Genomic DNA, 21,887 nt, shown 5'->3' on the forward strand with positions numbered 1-21,887 from the left:
CCCCCCCCCCCCCCCCCCCCCCCCCCCCCCCCCCCCCCCCACTCTTCCGAGACGCTCCAGGTGTGAATGAGCGGCATCCGGTTATGTGTAGGAGGCATGGTGCACCGGCGATCTTGCCGGCTCGGTGCGAGAAGTAGGGCTTTTGTGGAAGAGCGCGGGCCGGAAGCCAGGCTGAAATCGGGGCGGATGAGCAAAGCCGGTGCGTGAGGCCCGTGAGCAAAGTCGGTATGCACGGCAGCTGAGCGAGGCCGGTGCGCAAAGCGAGTCCGCAACGACGGCCTGCAAGGCCGTTCCGCAAAGCCGGTGAGCAAGGGCGTTCCGCAAAGCCGGTGTGCAAGGCGGTTGAGCAAGGCCGGTGCGCTAAGCGAGTCCGCAACGACGGTCCGCGAAGCCGGTACGCAAAGCGAGTCCGCAACGTCGGTCTGCAAAGCCGGTCCGCAAGGCCGTTCCGCAAAGCCGGTGTGCAAGGCCGTTCCGCAAACCCGGTGAGCAAGGCTGTTCCGCAAAGCCGGTGAGCAAGGCAGCTGAGCAACGCCGGTGAGCAAATTTGGTGCGCAAGGCCAGTGCGCAAAGCAAACCCGCAAAGCAGGTCCGCAAAGAAAGAGCGCACAGCCAGAGCGCTCCGCGTTAGGCTACGTCCGTGACCTTTGCCAAGATCCTGCTCCTCCTCCTGGTACTCGGAGCAATCGCCCTCGCGCTGCTGCTTCGGGTACGCGCGTGGCGGGCGCGGCGCACCGCGGCGAAACGCGCGTGGCAAGCAGAGGTCGATCAGGCGCTGCGCGACGCTTCGTAGTCTGCAGGGGTTGTGCGTGCGACTCGGGGTATCGCGGGAGGAATACACTGCGGGTATGACTCTCGATCTGAGCGGGGCCGACGTGGTCGCGGCCGCGTCGCGCGCTCCGTGGGAAGACCCGAATCGGTACTGGGGTGGACTCGATGCGGCGACGCGGGACAGGCCGGCACCGGTCGTCGCGCTGAGCACTCCGGCGCTACGCCGCAACGCGGGCGATCTGCTGCGACGTGCGGGGGGAATACCGATCCGCGTTGCGAGCAAGTCGGTGCGATCCCGGACGGTGCTCGAAGCGGTGCTCGCCTTGCCGGGATTCAACGGGGTGCTTGCGTACACGGTGGCCGAGGCGCTCTGGCTCGCCGACACGATTGACGACGTCGTGGTGGCGTATCCGAGCGCGGACCGCGCGGCCCTGCGGCAGCTGGGGGAATCGGCAGAGCTCGCTGAGCGCGTGACCGTCATGGTGGATAGCGAGGAGCACCTCGACGTCATCGACGCCGCCCTTGCTCCTGGATCGCGCGTGCCGATTCGCGTGTGCCTGGATTTCGATGTGTCGTGGCGGAGTCGGGCCCTCGGCCATATCGGGGTGCGACGTTCGCCGGTGCATAGCCCGGAAGCGCTGCGGGATCTGGCGAGTCGCGTCACCGCCCGGCCGGGGTTTCGTCTCGTCGGTGTGATGGCGTACGAGGCGCAGATCGCCGGGGTGGGGGATCGTGCAGCCAATCCCGCGGAGGCGGCTCTGCTCCGGACCATGCAGCGGGTGAGCGGCGCGGAGCTCGCAGATCGTCGCGGTGCGGCGATCGCTGCGGTACGGGACGTCGGCGATCTGGAATTCGTGAACGGGGGTGGGACCGGGTCGATCGAGCGGACCGCCGCCGAAGCCGCGATCACCGAGGTCGCGGCGGGCAGTGGTCTCTATGGTCCGCACCTGTTTGACGGGTACCGCGCCTTCACTGTCGCGCCGGCCTTGGGATTCGCGCTGGATGTTGTGCGAAAACCCACGCCAGATCGAGCGACGTTGCTCGGCGGCGGGTGGATTGCTTCCGGTCCCGCTGCGCCGGATCGGCTACCCATGCCGGTGTGGCCTGCGGGTCTCTCCTATGAGCCACGCGAGGGTGCGGGGGAGGTGCAGACTCCGCTACGCGGGGCGACGGCTCGGGCATTGCACGTGGGGGATCGGGTCTGGCTGCGGCACACCAAGGCCGGAGAACCCCTCGAACACACGGCCGAGGTTGTTCCGGTGGGGCCCGATGGATCCGCGGGGGATCCCATACTGAGCTACCGAGGTGAGGGGAAGTGCTTCCTGTGAGTGGACGTAGATTGAACGGGGCGAGGGGGGCAGCAACGCCGCGGCGGTGGCAGAATTGGGCGCGCACGGAGTCGTCGGATCCGGCACTGGTGCTCGCCCCGCGATCGACGGATCAGGTGGCGCTTGCGGTTCGCCGCGCCGGGGAGACCGGTCACACTGTCAAGGCCGTGGGTGCCTCACACAGTTTCACCTCGATTGCCGCGACCGACGGTGTGCAGCTCAGTATGGACCGCATGCGTGGGCTCGTCTCCGCGGATCCGCAGCGCGGCAGGGTAACGCTCCGCGGCGGGACGCGACTGTGGGAGCTTCCCGCTCTCCTCGGACCGCTGGGCCTCGCCCTGCCGAACATGGGCGACATCGACAGGCAGTCGATCACGGGCGCAACACAGACCGGCACACACGGCACCGGGCTCAAGTTCGGCGGGATTGCTACGGGCATCGTCGGTCTCGAACTCGTGACCGGCACCGGCGACACGATTCGCATTGACGCGGACAACTATCCAGAACTGTTGCCCGCCGCGGCGTTGGGCCTCGGTGCGCTGGGCATTGTGACCGAGGTGACGCTGCAGTGCGTGCCACGTTTCCTGCTGCAAGCGGATGAAGCGCCGGATCAGCTCGACATCGTCCTCGCCGAATTTGTCGAACGCTCGCGTGCGGCCGACCACTTCGAGTTCTTCTGGTTTCCGCACACTGACACTGTGCGTACGAAGACAAACACCCGCCTCCCGCTGGATCACGGCCGCGCACCACTCGGTAAGCTCTCCCGCTTCGTCGACGAGGAACTCGCCAACAATCTTGCCTTTGGTGCGTGTGTGAACTTGGGCGCTGTGACGCCCCGTGCGACTCCCGCGGTCAATCGGTTCGTGGAAACCCTGTCGAGTCGGCGGCGCTACACGGACGAGTCACACAGCGTGTTCGTGACGCACCGTCGAGTGCACTTTCGCGAGATGGAGTACGCCGTGCCGCTCGAGGAAGTCGCGGACACCATGCGAGAGCTCCGGGCGATGATTGAGCGGAAGCGCTACAGCGTTTCCTTCCCGATCGAGGTGCGGGCGGCCGGGGCCGACAATTTGCTCCTCTCGACGGCCCACGGGCGCGACTCCGGTTACATCGCCGTGCACCGGTACCACCGGGACCGAGATCTCGGCTATTTTCGGGATGCTGAGGCGATCCTTGCCGCGCACGGCGGGCGCCCGCACTGGGGCAAGATGCACACACTTGGCGCAGCTGAACTGCGGGAGCGCTATCCGGAATTCGACCGATTTGCGACGGTTCGCGAGAACCTTGACCCTGAACGGGTATTCCGCAACGATTACCTGGATCGAGTGCTCAGTATCTGACGAGATTCGGTTTGCGCGAGAGAATCTCGACCGCTAGCGTGGTGCCCGGGTTCGGGGGAATCGAACTCTAGGAGCAACAATTGCGACGCCTCCGGTTACTCCGTGCGATGCGGCTCAGCGCCGCTGCCGTGCTTACTCTGACTCTCGCGGTACCACTCGTGCAGAACTTGGAGGTGCCGGATGCTAGGCAGCGCAGCGTGGGAATTCCTGCTGACCGCACGCCCCTCCCCGCGGGAGAGAATTACCTGGTGACGGCACCCGGGAACTCCGGCGAGGGAAGTTTTGGTGCCGCAGTTGAGGCCGTGAATGCCGGCGGGGCACCCGCCACGATTACGTTCGCCCCGGGGTTGCACGCTGAACTCTCGGGAACCTGGTGGCTCACCGAGAGTGTCACTATTCGGGGCGAGGGCGCGACCGTGACGTGGACGCAGATCGACACGCTTGAGTGGCGACCAGATTCGTGGTTGTACCTCGACGAAGTGAATCTGCAGATGTTCGGTCTCACGATCGTGGGGACGGCCGACAACTGGGAGCCAATGATCGTTCTCGACGAGGGGCCAGCGGGGTTCCCCAACATCTTTGATGGGGTTGCGATACGCAACGCGAACGGGGGCGGAATTCAACTTGATCAGGCAGAATCTGACCTCGAAATTACCGGGTTGCGTGTGACGGGCGGGACCGAGGAGACCGAGGCACACGAAGAGGCGGTACTCGAGATACAGGGTGTCAGGGGGAGCGTCTCGGTCACTGACAGTACGTTTGAGGGCCTCGGAGGTGACGCGCTGGCCATCGATGGAGTATCGGTGACGGCGGAACAGCAGGTGCGAATCCTCGGAAATACCTTTGTCGACCTCACCCCGGAGGAATCAGAGCACCAGGGGCTTGCGGTGAACGTCGACGATGTCGTCTCTTCCCCAGCGGTGCGAGGAGCGGAACCCGCTCTCCTGATTGCCGACAACACCTTCACCCGACTCGGCAGCGAAGAATCCACTGGAATCGTCGCGATGGAATACGTGGAGGGGGGTGTTGCGTTGCTCAGAAACGAGTTCCAGGATACGGAAGTTGATGGCGAAACCCTGTATATCTCAGGTATCCAGGGCAACTTTGGGGCCGAGGAGACACTCGTCATCGAGGATCTCACCCTCATGGACAGTGTCGCGAGGACCACGATCGGGAGCGTGTTTGGCATTGACGGTGTGGCGCGGCTAGAACGGGTAGATGTCCGTGAATCTGAGGCGGAGCTTGCTGTGTTCGAGATCGAGAGCGTAGCTCCGGAAGTTCCGATCAGTCGCCCGGCGTTGGTGTTGCGGGACGTCACGTTGCGCGGCGGGGGCACCGCGGAGCTGCCGCTTGACTGGGGGCTCTTGCTGGACGATGTGACGGGGGACACGGTACTCGAGCGAGTCGAGGTCACCGGGATCACCGCAGACGCGGGTGCTGTCATGATGACGGAGATGGCCGGGGGGCTCCTTGCCAATCAGGTCGTGAGTCGAGGGAATACCGCTGCGGGGTTTGTCATCGAGGAACTCGACCTTGAGACGTCCGAGCAACGGGTAGAGATCCGGGACTCGCAGTTCGTTGGGAACACTGCCCGGCGCAAAGATGGTGGTGCCGGGCTCACGGTGAACATCGACAGTTCCGCTGAGCGTGTGGGACCAACGCTCGAGGTCCGCAATACTGTGGTGAGCGACAACCGGGACGGAGAGGTGTCCGGAGCGCTGTTCAGCGTGGCGGGGGGCGTGAGCTCGTCGGGGATTGACATCCTCGTCGAAAACAGCACGTTCCACAATCCGGATGCCCTCGGTGATGACTCGGTGAGCTGGGTGAGCGATCTGATCCTCGAGTTCGAGAGCCCCAACGTGGAGGATCGCGCAGAATTCGTGATGCGAAACTCGACGATCGAGCGGCGAGCCGGAGAAGCCTCCGTGACGGACGAGGGGGTGCCCGCGATACGCGTATCGGGGAGCGACGTGCACACTCGGATGGAGCATGTGTCGATGCCCGGCGGATCGATTGCACAGGAGTGTCGTCCGGACGGACGCGGAGCGCTGACGGTGCAGAACTCGGCCTGGGGGCCGGAAGACGGCCCGCCGATCCTAGCGGGGCCTGAGTGCCTGGTCACAGGAACGGCAAACACGGTCCCCCACAGCGAGGATCTGCCCGCAGGGTTCGCGGACGAGCTGCCGATTGCAGATTGGCTCCTGGGTGAACTCGTGGACAACGGCGGAGCAACCCCAACGATGCTCCCGGCGACACGCTCGCCGCTGCTTAATTCAGCTGTTCCGTCTGAGGTGCGCACGGACCAGCGTGGATTGTCGCGGCCGCAGGGTGCAGGGCCGGATCGCGGTGCGGTCGAACGAGCCCCCTCAGTTATCGAGATCGGAGCCGATATTGCGGTGCGAGCGGGGGACCCGGCGACATTGGAGGTCACGCGGAGCGGAGAAGTGTCCGATGCCGCACGTGTCAGCGTCGCCTTGCGCGACGGCACGGCGATTGCTGGCGTCGACTACACCGAGGAGCCCATTGAGCTTTCCTGGGCCGCGGGTGATGCTGCCGCGAAGGAGTTCACGGTCGACACGCGAGCGGGCATTCCAGGGGTGCGCGACTTTACCGCGACACTCGTGTCTCCCGTGGACACCGAAGTGGGGGAGCGCGAAACAGCGACAGTCATGATCTCGCAGGACGATGCGGGGACTGACCCGGTGACGGATCCTGTGACAGATCCTGTGACAGATCCTGTGACAGATCCCGTTACGGATCCTGGTACGGATCCTGGTACGGATCCTGGTACGGATCCGGTGACAGATCCTGGCTCTGATCCAGGCTCTGATCCTGGCGCTGATCCTGGCGCTGATCCTGGCGCTGACCCCAAGACTGACCCGGGCACTGAGTCTGCGACCGACCCAGGTGCGAAGCCCAGCACGACGACTCCGCTTGCCGACACAGGAGCAAGCCCAGCCAAAGGCCTTGTCTGGGTGGTGTTGCTGCTGGCCGCGGGCGGGCTGCTACTCGCCGCCGGGAAACTCTCCCGCGGAATCCTGCGATCACAGCGGTTTCATGGAAATGCTGGATAGGATGCACGTATGTCTGGTGGATTGATTGCCACGCTGATTGTCGTCGGCGTCCTCGTAATTCTCGGTGTGTATGTCTGGGCGACGTACAACTCTTTGGTGACGCTACGCGTCCGAGTTGATGAGGCCTGGAGCGACATCACGGTGCAGCTGAAACGCCGCGCCGACCTGATCCCCTCGCTCATCGAAACGGTGAAGGGCTACGCGGCGCACGAGAAGAGTGTGTTCGACTCGGTCACCAAGGCGCGCGCGGAGACGATTTCTGCGCAGGGCCCGGCCGAGGCCTCCCTCGCGGAGAACCACATGCAGTCCGCGCTGAAGAGCATTTTCGCGGTGGCGGAGGCGTACCCGCAGCTCCAGGCGAGCCAGAACTTCTTGCAGCTGCAGAGCGAACTCGTCGACACCGAGAACAAGATCCAGGCCTCGCGCCGCTTCTTCAACGGTGGCGTCCGTGAGTACAACACCAAGATCCAGGTGTTCCCCAACACAATCTTCGCCCGGGGTATGGGCTTCACGGAGCGCGACTTCTTCGAGGTTGCGGATATCGCCGCGATCTCCGAACCGCCCCGCATTCAGTTCTAACCACGGAGGACCGTGTACAGCGCCATACGACGCAACAAGGTCAACAGCTTTCTCATTGTCCTGCTGTTCATCGGCATCGTCGGTGGGCTGGGCTGGTTGGCCTCGGCGATCTATCAGTCGCCCGGGATCGTCATCACCGTCATGGTGGTGTCGCTCGGCTACGCGCTGATCCAGTACTTCATGGCTGGTCGGCAGGCGATCGCGATGAGTGGGGCCCAGCGCATCACCGAGGCCGACAACCCGCGCCTGTACCGGATCGTCGAGAATCTCGCGATCACGACGGGGACGCCGATGCCCGAGGTCTACATCGTGCACGATCCAGCCCCCAATGCCTTTGCGACGGGGCGGGATCCCGAGCACGCGATGGTTGCCGCGACCACCGGCTTGCTTGACCTGATGACGGACTCTGAGCTCGAGGGCGTCATGGCACATGAGCTCGGGCACGTGCGCAACTATGACATCCGCGTCTCGATGATCGTCTATGGGCTTGTCGTCGCCGTGGGCATGATCGCGGACATGCTTGTGCGCATGGCGTTCTTTGGCCGCAATAACAACAACGGCAACCCGGTTGTCATGATCTTCGGCCTTGTGGCGATGCTCGTGGCCCCGCTCGTCGCGAGCCTCGTACAGCTCGCGGTGTCTCGCCAGCGCGAATACCTGGCTGACGCCACGGGAGCGCTCACGACGCGTCACCCGGAGGCGCTCGCGAGTGCGCTGCACAAGCTCTCGACCTATGGTCAGCCGCTGCAGAAGCAGCAGTCGAGCATGGCGCACCTGTGGATTGCAGACCCGCTGAAGCCAGGCATGATGCAACGCTTGTTCGCCACGCATCCGCCGATCCCGGAGCGGATCCGCCGTTTGCTCGACATGGGAGACAAGTTCTAGTCCCTGTGCAGGAGTAGGGTGGAGGCAGCCGAAGGAGGTTGCCCACACCCGTGTCGAACATGTTCCGCTCCCTGTCCGTGCGCAATTACCGCATCTGGTTTGTCGGGGCGCTCGTCTCGAACATCGGTGCGTGGATGCAGGCGACCACGCAGAACTGGGTGGTGCTGACGGAGCTCACCGCGAACAACGCGGCCGCGGTCGGGACCACGATGGCCCTGCAGTTCGGCCCGCAGCTTGTGCTCGTCCCCTTCAGTGGCGCGGTGGCGGATCGTTTTGACCGGCGCAAGGTGCTGCTCGTGACCCAGTCGCTCCTCATGCTGCTGGCGTTCGGGCTCGGCACCCTGCTCGTGTTCGGCGCGGCGGAGATCTGGCACCTGTACGGGTTTGCGCTGGCGCTCGGGATCGTGAACGCCTTCGATACAACCTCGCGGCAGGCGTTTGTCTCCGACCTTGTGGGGAACGATCAGCTCTCCAACGCGGTCGCCCTGAACTCCGCGTCCTTCAATTCGGCGCGCCTCATCGGCCCCGCCGTGGCGGGCGTGCTAATCGCCGTGGTGGGCTCGGGCTGGGTGTTTATCATCAACGGCGTCTCGTTCCTGGCCGTGATCGGGGCGCTGCTTCTGATCACCACGCGCCGGGTTACGCCGGCATCGAGCGGGCCGCGGGAGGGGCAACTTACGCAGCTCCTTGCAGGGTTCCGATACGTGCGACAGCGCCATGATCTGCTCGTGATCTTTGTGATCGTTTTCCTCGTGGGCGCGTTCAGCATGAACTTCCCGGTCATGTCTTCGACGATGGCCGTTGAATTTGGGAGAGGGGCGGGGGACTACGGCCTGCTGTCCTCGATCCTCGCAATCGGCTCGCTCTCCGGCGCGCTCCTGTCGGCCAGACGCCCCGCGGCTCGAATGCGCGTGGTGATCATCGCTGTCGGCGGTATCGGCGTGGTCAGTCTCATCGCCGCGATGATGCCCACGTTCTGGACGTTCGCCGCCATGCTTGTGTTCCTGGGGCTTGCGATCTCCACGATGTTGACGACCGCAAATGGCTTTGTGCAAACGACGGCGGATCCCGCGGTGCGAGGCCGCGTGTTGGCCCTGTACATGGCGATCCTGATGGGCGGCACTCCGATTGGTGCGCCGCTCGTGGGTGCCGCCGCGAACGCCCTGGGGGCCCGCTCCACCCTGTACATCAGCGCCGCGGCGTCGCTCTTGGCGTTCGGGGTTGGGATGGCTTGGCTGCTCACCGAGCGCCAACTCCGTTTCCATCGTTCGGGTGGGCGATGGCGCGTCACGCACGTGGGCCGGCCGGGGCTCGGTGACAATCGCGCGCGTCAGTCCGAAACTCTGACCGCTCCCATCGCTGTACTGGGGCGCGAGCCGGAGCCCGTCGGTGAATCCGCGCCGCAGGAGGTGCCCACAGGCATGATCCCGCGCATCGACGAGCCCGGCTCGGCACCAGCCGATGCTGATGACGAGGATCCGGACGCCTCCGCGCGGCGGCCGGCGTAAGTGGCTCCGCGCACCATTGCGGGGTAGGCTGGGTGCGTCCCAGCGGCTGGTCCGCACCCCTTCCAAAACTGGAGCAAGATAACCGGTGAGTGACTTCCTGTCCGCCCAGACTCGCACTGAAACGGATTCGCTCGGCAGCGTCGAGGTTCCCGCATCCGCCTACTGGGGTGTGCACACCGCCCGTGCGCACGAGAACTTCCCGATCGCGCGTCGGCCCATCTCGGTGTACCCCGACTTCATCCGCGCGTTCGCGTGTGTGAAGCAGGCCGCTGCACGCGCCAACCTGGAGATCGGGGCGCTCGACGAGCAGCGCGCCACGCTGATCGACCGGGCCTGCGAAGAGATCAAGACCGGCATGCTGCACGACCAGTTTGTTGTCGGTGTGGTGCAGGGCGGCGCAGGTACGTCGAGCAACATGAACGCGAACGAGGTCATCACGAACCGCGCGCTCGAGCTCGCAGGCCACCCCAAGGGTGACTACGCGTACATCAACCCGAACGACCACACGAACCACAGCCAGTCGACAAACGACACCTACCCGACCGCGATCAAGATTGCGCTTGCGTTCTCGCTCGGCAGCCTGCTCGAGGAGCTGCGCCTGCTTTCCGAGTCGTTTGCCGCGAAGGGCCGCGAGTTCTCGCACATCATCAAGGTCGGCCGTACGCAGCTGCAGGATGCCGTCCCGATGACCCTCGGTCAGGAATTCAACGCCTTTGCGGTGACCCTGCGCGAGGATATTGAGCGCCTCCAGGAAGCCGTGTCGTTGCTTGGCGAGGTCAACATGGGCGCCACCGCGATCGGCACCGGCATCAACGCACCCAAGGGCTACAAGGAAGCCGTGATTCGCCACCTGCGCGACATCACCGAGCTGAACCTCGAAACCGCCGGTGACCTTGTCGAGTCCACGAGCGACACGGGTGTGTTCGTGACCTTCTCGGGTGCGCTCAAGCGCAGTGCGCTCAAGCTCTCGAAGATCTCGAACGACCTCCGCCTCCTTTCCTCGGGCCCGCAGGCCGGGTTTGGCGAGATCAACCTCCCCGCGCGCCAGGCTGGGTCCTCGATCATGCCGGGCAAGGTGAACCCCGTGATCCCGGAGGCCGTGTCGCAGGTTGCGTACGCGGTTGCCGGATCCGACGTCACCGTCTCCATGGCGGTCGAGGCCGGGCAGCTGCAGCTGAACGCGTTCGAGCCGATCATCGCGCACTCGCTGTTCCAGTCGATCACGTGGCTTGAGCGCGCGTGCCAGACCCTGCGCGTGAACTGCGTCGACGGCATCACCGCGAACGAGGATCGCCTCGAAGACATGGTGGCTCGATCGGTGACCGTGATCACGGCGCTCGCTCCCGTCATCGGCTACGCGGAAGCCTCGAAGCTTGCGAAGGAAGCCCTCTCCACAAACGCGAAGGTCTCGGAGCTTGTTGTGTCCCGGGGCCTCCTGGACCAGGCCGAACTTGACGACATCTTGCAGCCTCAGAAGCTCGCGGGCCTCGCCCCCGAGACTGGCGCGATCGACATCGTTCCCGGCGCGCCCCAGAAGCTCGAAGCAGGATCCGACTCCGACGTCGAGTAGCACACACACACAAAAGGACCCGGCGAGAAGATTCTCGCCGGGTCCTTTTGTGTTCCCGAGGCGCGCGTGCGCCCGGAGTGGGCTACGCCCGGGTGCAGTGCGAGGTCAGGGTGCCCACGTTCTCGATGGTGACCGTAACCTCGGTGCCAGGCACCAGGTAGAGCGGCGGCTTGCGCGAGCGGCCCGCGCCGCCGGGGGAGCCTGTCGAGATGACGGTGCCGGGCAGCAGCGTGAGCGACTGCGAGATTGAGGAGATGAGCTCGGCGACTGTGCGAACCATGAACCCGGTCGTCGAATCCTGCACGCGGAGGCCGTCCACGTCCGTGGTGATGGCAAGCGCCTGCGGGTCGGGAATCTCGTCGGCCGTGACGACCACGGGCCCGATCGGGGTGAACCCGTCGAACGACTTGCAGCGTGACCACTGCGGCTCCTGGAACTGCACGTTCCGCGCAGTGATGTCGTTGATGGTGGTGTAGCCGTAGACGTAGTCGAGGGCTTCCTCCGGTGTGACGTTCTTTGCCGGGCGGCCGATGATCACACCGAGCTCGCCCTCGTAGTCCACCTCTTCGCTGATGTGGACCGGGATCGGGACCTCACCGTTGTGGGCACCGAGCGAGTTCGGGAACAGCGAGAAGAGCACGGGGCCCGAATCGTTGTCGAGGCTTAGTTCGCTTGCGTGCTCGTCATAGTTCAGGCCGACGGCCAGGACAATCGGCGGGGTGATGACCGCGGGAGCGTAGGTGACATCCGCGAGCTCCTGCCAGGCATCGTCCGGGGCGGCCGCGACTGCGCTGCGCAGCCGATCGGTGGCCTCGGGGCCAGCCTCGATGAGCTGCTGCAGGGTCGCGTACTCCGCGCCGAGCGAGCGAACTGCGAGGTACCGCTCGTCCTGGACAACGACGAGCTCAGGGGCAGACGTGGGGGCAGAGGACAAGTGTGCGAATCTCACCCTTCCAGGGTATCTGAACCCGGGGGTGCGTGTGGGGCATACAGGCGTTCGTGACGCGCCGAGGCTTTCCTCTGAGCGAACTCGGAGGTGAGAGGCCCTGTGAATCGTGGAGAATGGGTGGCATGACTGAAACACCGATGACGAAGCCCGAGATCGAGTTCCCCGACGGGCCCGCCCCGGCAGAGCTGCAGATCGTTGACGTGGTGGAGGGCAGCGGCGAAGAGGCTCTCGCGAGCTCGACCGTCGACGTTCACTACCTGGGCGTCGAATACGACTCCGGCGAGGAGTTCGACTCGTCCTGGAGCCGCGGCGAGTCCATCAACTTCCCGCTGCGCGCCCTCATCCAGGGCTGGCAGGTCGGGATCCCCGGCATGAAGGTCGGCGGCCGCCGCAAGCTGATCGTGCCCCCGGCCCAGGCCTATGGCACCTCGGGCGGACACCCGCTCTCCGGCAAGACTCTGATCTTCGTTATCGACCTGCTCGGCGTCAGCTAATTCAGCTGTCCCACAGTTGAGTGCCCCCGCCCGGGATTCCGGGCGGGGGCACTTGTGTATGTGGCTACTTTTTGCTGGCCCACACAGGACGTCCGGTCGCAGTGTAGATCACCACGTTGCCGTCGTTTTGCATGACGAGTCGTGTGCCGCCCTTGCCGGTGGTCTTCGAGTCCCAGACCACCTTGGTCGGGCTGTAAATGACCAGATTGCCGTCGGTCTGCATGTTGAGCGTAGTGCGGGATCCGTTCCCATTTGTCTTCGTGCTCCAGTACGCCTTCCCATAGTCAGTTGCGACGAGATTCCCGTCGTCCTGCATGACGAGTCGATACCTGCCGTTCCCGGACTCCAAGTAGAAGTTATTCGGCAGCGTCTGCCCGGCGACAAGCTTGTCGCCGAGATCCGGCGCGACCCAGACGGTCCCGCTCGTGCGGTTCGCGGTCGTGTACCCGCTCTTTGAGCCTGTGACCTTCACGCTGATGTTCTGCCGGCCATCCCCGAGCCTGACCGTGTAGTGCTGCCCGGTAGCCCCCGCGATGGGGGTGCCGTTCAGCAGCCACTGGGTGCTGAGGTTCACCGGGGCCGGACCCCAGGCGCCCGTGTGCGCGGTGAGCGTGTGCCCGGGGCGGCCGTTCCCGCTGATCGACGGCACTGCGGCGCTCAGCGTCTTGCTTACCGGCGGCTTCGTGGTCGGGGGCTTGGTGGTCGGCGGTTTCGTTGTCGGCGGTTTCGGTGTCGTGGGCGTGGTCGGCTTTGGGGGTACGGAACGGTCCATGCGGTACAGGAACGCGGCCATAGCCTCGCGTGAGACGGTGGTGCCTGGCTGGTAGACGATCCGGCCACCGATCTTGGAGCCTGTGGAGAGCTTGCTGCTCTTCATCCACGCGATTTCGCGCGCGAACTTGTGGCCCGTGCCGACGTCGGCGAACGGCGCCGTCTTGGGCGTCGGGGCTGTGACGGGGGCGCGGAGCCGGAACAGGAAGGCCGCCATTGCCTCGCGGCTCACACCGTTTTTCGGGCGGTACTCGCGGCCCGCGCTCGTCTTGCTGCCAGTCGAGATGCCCTGCTCGTACATCCAGGCGATCTCCTTATAGAACTTGTGGTTCGTCGGGACATCCCGGAACGGGGATTTCTTCGGCGGGGCGTACCCCTTCTTCGCTTCCTGTCGGAACAAGAACGCGGCCATCGCCTCCCGGGTCACCCCGGACTTGGGCTGATATGCGAGGCCCTTCGAAGTGCGGATGCCCGTGGTGCGCTTTGTGTCGTACATCCACTGGATCTCGCTGTAAAACTTGTGGCTGCGGCCCACATCGAGGAACGTTGTCGGGATGACCTTCTTCGCGGAGGTGCGACTCGCGGAGCCAACGCCCTCGCGGGAGCCCGTCACTGTGACGGTGAGCGCGCGGCCCACGTCGGCCTGAGCCACTTTGTATGATGCGCCGGTGGCCTTCGGAATCGCCTTGCCGTCACGGTTCCACTGGTACGCGAACTTCATGGTCCCCGGCCCCCATTTCCCGGGCTGTGCGGTGAGCGTGGACCCCAGCGATGTGTTCCCTGAAATCGTCGGGGTGGACGCGGTGACCTTCATGCCGAGGGTGAGTGTGTAGGGTTGGCCCTTGGCAGGCTCGTATCCCCGAACTTCCACGAATATTTGGCCTTTGGGAAAGCGAATTGAGCGTTGGGCGAGTGCGCGCCCGTCCGCATCTGAACCGAACAGTTCGAACTCGTCGATTTCGGTGCCGCCCGCATCGTAGATGTTCAGGAGATAGGTCTTCCCGGAGAGGCGATTGGGGAATGTGAACTGGATCTGGCCAGTCCCAGCTTGGGGTGTGTTCATGACGAAGAAGTCAGGGTTGTAGTAGGAGTCAGAGGACCCGTGGATGGTTTTCCCGGCAGTGATGAAATTTGCCTGTGAACGGGAATTGTTGGGTTCGCGTTCGACCTGGGAGACCTGACTGTGGGTGACGTTCAGTGTGTACTGGACATTGCGCGTCGACTCCGAGAGTGGGCGGACGATCACAAAGAAGTCACCGGCGGGCAGGAACGCTGCGGGAATGGCGCTACTCTTGCCCTGTGCATCGCCGCCGTTGAATCGGTATTCATACTCGTTGTTTGAGACATCCGACTCGAGCTCAACTTGAAATGCTTCCCCGGACACCGAAGTTGGGAACGTGAGCGAGAAATTTACCCGCCCATCGCTCGGAGCGCGGAGCCGATAGTACGTCGGGGAGTAGTAGCTCTTTGCGGATCCAGTCACGGTCTGCCCGAGCCCAATCGTGGTAGCTGCTTGCTTGGAGGACCCGTTCGTGATGGCCTCCGGCGCTCCGTTCGGAACCGGCTCGGGTGCCGGAGCAGGAGACTCCACGGCCTCCTCGGCCGGAAGAGTGACCTCGCTCCGATCGGGCTCGCCGGGCGCTTCGGTGTCGGCCGGCACGGCTGAGGTCTCCTCGCCCTCATCGGGTACGGACGGGGCCGGTTCCGGCACTTCCGGGGATTCCTGCTCTTCCGAAGCGGGCTCGGAAATTGCATCGAGCGTCTCGGTAGGGGTGGCGACGGGGCCCTCGAACTGGCCGGCTACGGGCCCAGATCGAAGGAGCTCGGCGTGTGCCGCGGCACCGGTCGTGAGGCCGATACCTGAGGCCAGCACAGCGATTGCGGCGCATGATGCGAGCGTGCGAGAGAGCCGCGAACGGCGGGATGGGATGGGGTGCATGCGGGTGTCCTTCTCGAGGGCTACGGGCGAATACATCGAGCGCATCATAGGCCAAGCTGTGCGTTCGCAAAACAGTCTCAGTGAGGAGTGCATGACCGCTTGATGTTGAGGAAGTGTGATGACTTGCCCGCGACCAGGCGAGTTTTATCTCACATCATGAAATTTCGATTCCAAGAAACATTGAAGTGGCAGGTTTTCGCTGATACTCTCTGGGCAACTGACTCGGCCCAGACGGAACCCGCCACGAGCGCAAGGAAGCTTTCACATATGGAGACGAACGGAACTGCTGCCCCCATCCCGGCAAACAGCCCAGGCGTTGCTTCATCCCCGGCCGACTATCTCGCCCGGGCGGTGCAACTCGCGGTTGAGAACGTGCGAAACGAGGGTGGTCCATTCGGGGCGATCGTGGTGTCCGCGGATGGGCGTGTATTCGAAGGTCTGAACCGCGTCACCGCAAATCTTGATCCCTCAGCGCACGCGGAGGTCACCGCCATTCGCAACGCCTGTCAGGGACTTGGCACGTTTGACCTCACGGGTGCTGTGCTCTACACAAGCTGTGAGCCGTGCCCCATGTGCCTCGCGACCTCGCTCTGGGCGCGGATCGATCGTGTGTATTTCGCCGCGGATCGTCACGATGCTGCCGAGGCGGGATTCGACGACGCCGTCTTCTATCAATACTTCGAAGGCGGTCCAGCGGACCGGGCGGTGATGCCAGTTGCTCAGGAAACACTGCCGACGGATCAGCGTATTGCGCCCTTCACTGAGTGGACGCAGAACTCCGCTCGAACTGAGTACTGAAGGGTCTGTTGAGTCCGGTCGCGGCCCGCTCAGCCGCGGCCGATGAACGGCATGCCCGCAGCGGTAATTGTCAGCTGAGGCACGCTGACCGCAAGCGGGAGTCTGGCGAGTTGGAGCACAGCGGCTGCGACGTGAGCAACCTCAAACGCGGGCTCAGGGCGCGTGGAGCCATCTGCTTGGAGGGCACCCGGACCCACGAGTGTGTCAAGCAGGCCGGTCTGGGCGTTCCCAATGTCGAGCTGCGTTGCGACGATCTGGTGTGCGCGTCCGTCGAGTTCGATTGACTTCGTGAGCCCCGCAATGGCGTGCTTCGTGGTCGTGTAGGCGACCGAGCGTGGTCGCGGGGTCTGCGCCGAGATTGAACCGTTGTTGATGATTCGGCCCCCTGTGGGAGTCTGGTTGCGCATCTGGCGGAAGGCCGCACCGGCACACAGAACGGACCCTGTGACGTTGACGGCGAGCGTGGCCTCCCAATCGGTGAGCGTGAGATCGCCAATATCCGCTGTCGGTCCGAACGTGCCGGCGTTGTTGACGAGCACGTCGAGGCGTCCAAACTCCGCAGCGTGCGTGGCGAAGAGGTGTTCGACCTGCGCGGGATCCGTCACGTCCGTCTCGCACAGCAGTGTGTGCGAGGATACGCCGGCGGTGTGCTCCGGGACTGCCGCGACAGTTTCCCGGAGCTGCGCGATCCGTCGCCCAGCTAGGGTCACCGCGAAGCCATCGGCGAGCAGAGCGTGGGCGATGGCGCGCCCGATCCCGCTGCCCGCACCGGTGACGATCGCTGTGGGAGACGCTGCGGCGGTCACTCGGCGCGCTCCGGCACGGAGACATCGCCGGCTTGGGGAATCGCGGGCACCGTGAGCGGCGTCGACACAGTGACGGGGGCCGCGGCGCTGATGAGCTGTAACAGGCGTGCTGCGACGCTCACGGCGATCACGGCGGGCTGCTTGCCGGTCACCTCGGGAACACCGATGGGCGTGGTGATGCGCAAGAGATCGGCATCCGAGTGCCCGGTGCCGCGGAGTTTGTGTTGGAATCGTACCCACTTCGATCGGGAGCCGATCAGGCCGATCGAGCCGAGATGCGTTGCGCGGAGCGTTTGATCGATCACCGCGAGGTCCTCGTGATGATCGTGTGTCATCACGAGCGCGTGTGTGCCCGGTGGGAGGTGCGCAATCGCGGCCTCGGGGAGCGGCGAATGGGCGACGTGTACGCGAGCTACAGCGTCACCCAGAACCCCTGCGACGCCGGGGATACCGATGCGGTCGGGATCCAGCATCTCAGCTCGGGAATCGACAAGGTGGAGTTCAAGCTCGTGGCGTGCGAGGATCCTGGCGAGCTCCAGCCCGACATGGCCCACGCCGAAGATTGCCACTGCTGGGACGACCGGCACGGGTTCGAGCATAATTGTCACCTCTCCACCGCAGCACTGCACACCGTAGTCTGCGGAGGCCTTATCGCTGAGACGCAATGTCAGGAGAGCCGGCTCGGCAGTGCCAGACTGAAGCATCGCGCGTGCGCGTTCTGTGGCGGTGGCCTCGAGATTGCCGCCCCCGATTGTGCCGATGAGTTCGGTGGCACCGACGACCATTTTGGCCCCGCCGTTGCGCGGCGCGTGCCCGCGCACGCTTGCGAGGGTGACGATCACGGCGGGTTCGCGTCGGGACCGGAATCCCTGCAGCGCGTCGATCCAGTCCATCAGCTACTCCGCACCCGCGGTGGCGAGCTGAGGGTCGACGCTGGCCACACGCGCCTGCTGCGCAGCGCTCACTGCCCAGTACACGGTCTCCGGCGTCGCGGGTGAGGGCAGATCAACTGCGTGTCCTGCCGGACCGAACGCCGCCACGGCTTCTCGAATCGCCTCGCGTGCGCTGAAGGCGAGCAAGAAGGGCGGTTCCCCAACGGCCTTGGAACCGTACACAGCCCCCGTCTCCCGGGCGTTCTCGTACAGGCGCACCGTGAACTGCTCAGGCATCTCTGAGAAACTCGGCAGTTTGTACGTCGATGCCGACTGGGTCTGGAGCCGGCCGCGGTGCGGGCCGTCACTCGTGTCCCAGCGCAGTTCCTCGAGGGTCAGCCAGCCGACACCCTGCACATAGCCGCCCTCGATCTGTCCGATGTCGAGCATGGGCGAGAGGGAGTCGCCGACGTCGTGGACGATGTCGACCCGGCGCACGCGATAGGTGCCGGTGAAGCTGTCAATCTCAACCTCGGTCGCGGAACAACCGTAGGCGTAGTACTTGAAAGGCGAGCCCTGCATCACCCGGGCATCCCAGTGGATACCTTCGGTTCGGTAGTACCCCGCCGCGAACAGTTGCACGCGCTGGAGATACGCGGAGCCGACAACCTCAGCGAAGGTAAGACGCTGTGCGGGGTTACCGAGCGCGGTGACGTAGCCTCCGCCAAATCGGACATCCTCTTCGTCCGCGTCAAGCATCCGACTGGCCACACGGGCCAGGCGATCGCGGATCTGCTCGCACGCGTTCTTGACGGCGCCCCCGTTGAGATCGGCGCCGGAGGACGCAGCGGTCGCGGAGGTATTCGGTACCTTGTCCGTGCGGGTCGGTGCCAGGCGAACTTGGTGGAGCCCGAGCCCGAGTGCGGTCGCGGCCACCTGGAGCATCTTGGTGTGAAGCCCCTGACCCATTTCGGTGCCGCCGTGGTTGACGAGCACCGAACCGTCCTTATAGACGTGCACGAGTGCGCCGCCCTGATTGAACGCGGCGAAGTTGAAGGAGATCCCAAACTTCACCGGAGTCATCGCAAGTGCCCGCTTCACGTGCGGGTTTCGGGCATTGAACGCCGCGATCTCCGCGCGCCGCGCATCCAGTCCCGACTCCGCACGGAGCTGCGTCCAGATGTCGTCCAGCCGCTCTGCGTCTTTGACGACCTGGCCATACGGTGCCGTCTGCCCGGGCTTGTAGAAGTTCCGTGCGCGAAGTTCGATCGGATCGATGCCCAACAGCGGGGCGACCCGACCCAGGATGTCTTCGATCAGGAACGCGCCCTGGGGCCCGCCGAAGCCGCGGAACGCCGTATTTGAGGCCTTGTTGGTGCGCGCCACGCGTCCACGCGCGAGCAGGTGCGGAATCCAATACGCATTGTCGACGTGGCAGAGCGCGCGTGCAAGGACCGGTTCCGACAGATCGAGACTCCACCCGCCGTCGCAGGTGAGGTTTGCCTCCAGACCCTGAATGTGTCCTTCGGTATCGAAACCGGCTTTCCACGTGATGTGGAACGGGTGTCGCTTTCCGGTCATTGTGATGTCTTGGGTGCGGTTCAGTCTGAGCCGCACGGCGCGGCCGGTCAGTTTGGCCCCCAGCGCGGCGATCGCTGCGAAGCCATGCGGTTGCATTTCTTTTCCGCCGAAGCCGCCGCCCATGCGGAGCGACTGTACGGTCACCTCGCTGGAGGTGATGCCCAGCACATGCGCCACGATCTCCTGCGTCTCAGAGGGGTGCTGCGAGGAACTCTGGACGAAGTACTGTCCCTCGGAATCTCGCAGCGCGAGCGCCGCGTGTGTTTCGAGGTAAAAGTGTTCTTGCCCACCAAACTCGGTGACTCCCTCGAAAACGTGAGCGGAACCGTGCAGTGCGGTGGCGGCGTCGCCGCGGGAAACTGTCCGCTCGTTGCCTTGAAATGAGTCGGAATCGATCGCTTCCTTGACGGTGATCAGCGAGGGCAGCGGCGTGTAGTCGATGGTGACTCGTTCCGCCCCCAGCCTGGCCGCCTCTTCCGTGTCACCGAGTACCCAGACGAGGGCGTGGCCGTAGAACTGGGCCACACTCGGAAACAGCGGTTCATCGTTGTGTACGCCGGCATCGTTGACGCCGGGGACGTCATCCGCGGAGAGCACGCGCACGACGCCGGGAACGTCATAGGCGCCGGACACATCGACGCGAACGTGCGCGTGGGCGTGTGTCGACTGCACCGGCCATGCAGTGAGAACGCCGGGGGTGTGCGCGGCGACGTCATCGGTGTACATCGCGGTGCCGGTGACGTGGAGCTTCGCGCTCTCATGCGGGGCTCGGATGCCAACGATGGGGTGGGCTGGACGATCAGCGAGCGTGCTCATGCTGGGACCTCCTCGGAAGCAAGTGCGGTCGAGTTGTAGAACTTCAAGAGTGCAGAGCTCATCATGATGGCGCGGTATTCTGCGCTCGCGCGGTGATCGGACATCGGCGTTCCGGAGTCGCTTAGGATTCGTGCGGCGTCGGTCACAGTGGCAAGGGTCCACGGCTTCCCGAGCAGTGCCCGCTCGGCCTCAGTTGCTCGGATCGGTGTTGCGGCCACCCCGCCGAGGCCGATCTGTGCCCGTGTGACCACACCGTCTTCGATGTCGAGCGCGAATGCCACGGCGACGCTTGAAATATCGTCGAAGCGGCGCTTTGCGATCTTGTGGAACGCAGTGACCCGGGCAAGCGGGAGCGGGATCCTGACTGATTTGATGAGTTCATTCTGGCGACGCACGGTCTGGCGGTAGCCGGTGAAGTACTCGGAGATCGGGATCTCACGCTCGCCGGCGGCCGATGCGAGAACGACGTGCGCGCTGAGCGCGAGCAGCGCCGGTGGAGTGTCGCCAATGGGTGAGCCCGTGCCGAGGTTGCCGCCGATTGTGCCGCGGTTTCGGATGAGGCGAGAGGCGAACTGCGGAAAGAGCTGTGCGAGCAGTGGGAGCCGACCGGCCAAACGGTTCTCCACCTCGGAGAGAGGGAGCGCGGCACCAATCTCCACGGCCTCATCGGTGATGGTGAGCTCGCGGAGTTCGTCGAGCTGCTCGATGGCAACGACGAGCGGTGCGCGACGGCCTCGGATGTTGACCTCGACGCCCCAGTCTGTGGAGCCCGCGACAATCAGCGCGTCGGGTTCGTCCCGGATGATGGCCAGCGTGTCGGCGAGCGTCTGGGGACGGACGAAGCGCGCGCCTTCGACTTCGACATCGGTGGGAACTGTCACTGGAGCGGGTGCGGCCAGGCGCTGTTGGAGCGGGTCGGACGGCTCCGGACTGCCGAGCGCGTAGGCGGCGTCCCTGATGGGCCGGTATCCGGTGCAGCGGCACAGGTTACCGCTCAACGCGTGCAGATCGAATCCATTAGGTCCGTGCTCCGGATCGCGATCCCGGCACGGTGCTGCCGCAGGGGGAGCTTCGGCGGCTGCGGGAGTGCGCGACCGTGAGCGGGTCGGGCGATAGTATTCTGCCGCCATGCTGCAGGCAAACCCTGGAGTGCAGTAGCCGCACTGTGAGCCGCCCGCCTCAGCGAGTTTCTCCTGTACCGGATGCAATTCTTCGGGGCTGCCGAGGCCTTCTGCGGTCGTAATCTCCTGCCCGTTGAGTGCGTACACAGGAACGAGGCAGGCATTGACGGGTGTCCAGGCGGTGCCACCGTCTGGATTCGGGGTCGCCACGAGGATGGCGCACGCACCGCACTCACCCTCGGCGCACCCCTCTTTGCTTCCTGAGAGTCCAGTGGTGCGGAGCCAATCAAGCGCGGTGGTGTGCGTGGGCGAACCGGCAAGTGAACGCGAGTGCCCGTTCACCGTAACTTCGGTGTCATTCATGAGGCAGTCTCCTCAAGCTATTCCGGAGGCTGGGCAACGATGCCCCAGTCCGTACGTCGGCGATGGCGTGCGTGGGGTCGGAAGCGAGAATTACGGCGAGGGCCGACGCTGAAATAGTGAGCGGAGCGTGGTCCAGAAACCGTTTCGGCGGCGCGCGCGGACAGGAAAGTAGAAGTCCGGATCGTTGCCGGTCGGCAAGTATTTGGACTGTGTCTCGTTGGAGGCGGGCCCCGGGGAGGTTTGGCTTGACATGGTCACCTCTCGTCATTGAGTTTCGGTGCGTATTTCCAGGATTCGGAAGTATCTTCTTGGAATATGGAAA

General features: G+C 64.6%; 16 protein-coding genes. 10 read left to right on the forward strand and 6 right to left on the reverse strand.

The features are described 5' to 3' along the window. Positions 1-640 precede the first annotated feature (640 nt). The 8 genes from FM113_RS18115 (at position 641) to FM113_RS07980 (ending at position 11,055) form a co-directional block, all read left to right on the forward strand. Positions 641-793 carry a hypothetical protein gene (locus FM113_RS18115; RefSeq protein WP_176387124.1) on the forward strand — a complete coding sequence of 51 codons (153 nt, stop codon included), beginning with the start codon at positions 641-643 and terminating at the stop codon, positions 791-793. A gap of 55 nt (positions 794-848) precedes the next feature. Further along, positions 849-2,099: an alanine racemase gene (locus tag FM113_RS07950; RefSeq protein WP_087013292.1), complete on the forward strand. Its 1,251-nt coding sequence runs from the start codon at positions 849-851 to the stop codon at positions 2,097-2,099. Positions 2,100-2,110: 11 nt separating this feature from the next. Continuing rightward, positions 2,111-3,439, forward strand: coding sequence for a D-arabinono-1,4-lactone oxidase (locus FM113_RS07955; RefSeq protein ID WP_087013294.1), 1,329 nt, complete (start codon positions 2,111-2,113; stop codon positions 3,437-3,439). A 197-nt stretch (positions 3,440-3,636) separates the two neighbouring features. Then, positions 3,637-6,513 (forward strand): choice-of-anchor Q domain-containing protein, encoded by a 2,877-nt coding sequence (locus tag FM113_RS18275; RefSeq protein ID WP_217895982.1) that lies wholly within the window; start codon positions 3,637-3,639, stop codon positions 6,511-6,513. Positions 6,514-6,522: 9 nt separating this feature from the next. Continuing rightward, positions 6,523-7,092: a LemA family protein gene (locus FM113_RS07965; RefSeq protein WP_087013296.1), complete on the forward strand. Its 570-nt coding sequence runs from the start codon at positions 6,523-6,525 to the stop codon at positions 7,090-7,092. A gap of 12 nt (positions 7,093-7,104) precedes the next feature. Further along, positions 7,105-7,977: a M48 family metalloprotease gene (locus FM113_RS07970; protein WP_087013299.1), complete on the forward strand. Its 873-nt coding sequence runs from the start codon at positions 7,105-7,107 to the stop codon at positions 7,975-7,977. 59 nt (positions 7,978-8,036) lie between these two features. After that, positions 8,037-9,485, forward strand: coding sequence for an MFS transporter (locus tag FM113_RS07975; RefSeq protein WP_087013367.1), 1,449 nt, complete (start codon positions 8,037-8,039; stop codon positions 9,483-9,485). A gap of 85 nt (positions 9,486-9,570) precedes the next feature. After that, the gene (locus FM113_RS07980; RefSeq protein WP_087013301.1) at positions 9,571-11,055 is read left to right on the forward strand and encodes an aspartate ammonia-lyase; all 1,485 of its coding nucleotides are present in this window, start codon (positions 9,571-9,573) and stop codon (positions 11,053-11,055) included. A gap of 82 nt (positions 11,056-11,137) precedes the next feature. Here FM113_RS07980 and FM113_RS07985 read toward each other — a convergent pair whose 3' ends face one another. Further along, positions 11,138-12,004 (reverse strand): fumarylacetoacetate hydrolase family protein, encoded by an 867-nt coding sequence (locus tag FM113_RS07985; RefSeq protein WP_087013303.1) that lies wholly within the window; start codon positions 12,002-12,004, stop codon positions 11,138-11,140. A gap of 122 nt (positions 12,005-12,126) precedes the next feature. On the opposite strand from FM113_RS07985, the gene FM113_RS07990 reads away from it, so the two are divergent. Next, positions 12,127-12,498 (forward strand): FKBP-type peptidyl-prolyl cis-trans isomerase, encoded by a 372-nt coding sequence (locus tag FM113_RS07990; protein WP_176387125.1) that lies wholly within the window; start codon positions 12,127-12,129, stop codon positions 12,496-12,498. Between the two features lie 64 nt (positions 12,499-12,562). On the opposite strand, the gene FM113_RS07995 is transcribed toward FM113_RS07990, so the two are convergent. Continuing rightward, positions 12,563-15,244 carry an S-layer homology domain-containing protein gene (locus tag FM113_RS07995; protein WP_176387126.1) on the reverse strand — a complete coding sequence of 894 codons (2,682 nt, stop codon included), beginning with the start codon at positions 15,242-15,244 and terminating at the stop codon, positions 12,563-12,565. A 231-nt stretch (positions 15,245-15,475) separates the two neighbouring features. Here FM113_RS07995 and FM113_RS08000 point away from each other — a divergent pair, with 231 nt between their 5' ends. Next, positions 15,476-16,006, forward strand: coding sequence for a nucleoside deaminase (locus tag FM113_RS08000; RefSeq protein ID WP_087013307.1), 531 nt, complete (start codon positions 15,476-15,478; stop codon positions 16,004-16,006). A gap of 29 nt (positions 16,007-16,035) precedes the next feature. Here FM113_RS08000 and FM113_RS08005 read toward each other — a convergent pair whose 3' ends face one another. The 4 genes from FM113_RS08005 to FM113_RS08020 are packed head-to-tail and all read right to left on the reverse strand — an operon-like array spanning position 16,036 to position 21,565. Then, on the reverse strand, positions 16,036-16,812 hold the full coding sequence (locus FM113_RS08005) for an SDR family oxidoreductase (protein ID WP_087013310.1): 777 nt from the start codon (positions 16,810-16,812) through the stop codon (positions 16,036-16,038). Further along, positions 16,809-17,705 (reverse strand): xanthine dehydrogenase accessory protein XdhC, encoded by an 897-nt coding sequence (xdhC, locus tag FM113_RS08010; protein WP_087013312.1) that lies wholly within the window; start codon positions 17,703-17,705, stop codon positions 16,809-16,811. The genes FM113_RS08005 and xdhC overlap by 4 nt, the downstream gene beginning before the upstream one ends. Positions 17,706-17,708: 3 nt before the next feature. Next, positions 17,709-20,081, reverse strand: coding sequence for a xanthine dehydrogenase molybdopterin binding subunit (gene xdhB, locus FM113_RS08015; RefSeq protein WP_087013315.1), 2,373 nt, complete (start codon positions 20,079-20,081; stop codon positions 17,709-17,711). Further along, a complete protein-coding gene (locus FM113_RS08020) occupies positions 20,078-21,565 on the reverse strand; it encodes a xanthine dehydrogenase small subunit (RefSeq protein ID WP_087013317.1) in 1,488 nt (495 codons plus the stop codon). The genes xdhB and FM113_RS08020 overlap by 4 nt, the downstream gene beginning before the upstream one ends. Between the last annotated feature and the right edge of the window lie 322 nt (positions 21,566-21,887).

The sequence above is a fragment of the Leucobacter sp. 7(1) genome (assembly GCF_900163635.1).
Classification (GTDB): Bacteria; Actinomycetota; Actinomycetes; order Actinomycetales; family Microbacteriaceae; genus Leucobacter.

What these genes read in the sequence shown, in the direction of transcription:
- FM113_RS07950 (WP_087013292.1), top strand. Translation starts at nt 849, where the DNA reads ATGACTCTCGATCTGAGCGGGGCCGACGTGGTCGCGGCCGCGTCGCGC.
- FM113_RS07965 (WP_087013296.1), top strand. Translation starts at nt 6,523, where the DNA reads ATGTCTGGTGGATTGATTGCCACGCTGATTGTCGTCGGCGTCCTCGTA.
- FM113_RS07975 (WP_087013367.1), top strand. Translation starts at nt 8,037, where the DNA reads ATGTTCCGCTCCCTGTCCGTGCGCAATTACCGCATCTGGTTTGTCGGG.
- FM113_RS07990 (WP_176387125.1), top strand. Translation starts at nt 12,127, where the DNA reads ATGACTGAAACACCGATGACGAAGCCCGAGATCGAGTTCCCCGACGGG.
- FM113_RS07995 (WP_176387126.1), bottom strand. Translation starts at nt 15,244, where the DNA reads ATGTATTCGCCCGTAGCCCTCGAGAAGGACACCCGCATGCACCCCATC.
- FM113_RS08000 (WP_087013307.1), top strand. Translation starts at nt 15,476, where the DNA reads ATGGAGACGAACGGAACTGCTGCCCCCATCCCGGCAAACAGCCCAGGC.
- xdhC (WP_087013312.1), bottom strand. Translation starts at nt 17,705, where the DNA reads ATGGACTGGATCGACGCGCTGCAGGGATTCCGGTCCCGACGCGAACCC.
- xdhB (WP_087013315.1), bottom strand. Translation starts at nt 20,081, where the DNA reads ATGAGCACGCTCGCTGATCGTCCAGCCCACCCCATCGTTGGCATCCGA.
- FM113_RS08020 (WP_087013317.1), bottom strand. Translation starts at nt 21,565, where the DNA reads ATGAATGACACCGAAGTTACGGTGAACGGGCACTCGCGTTCACTTGCC.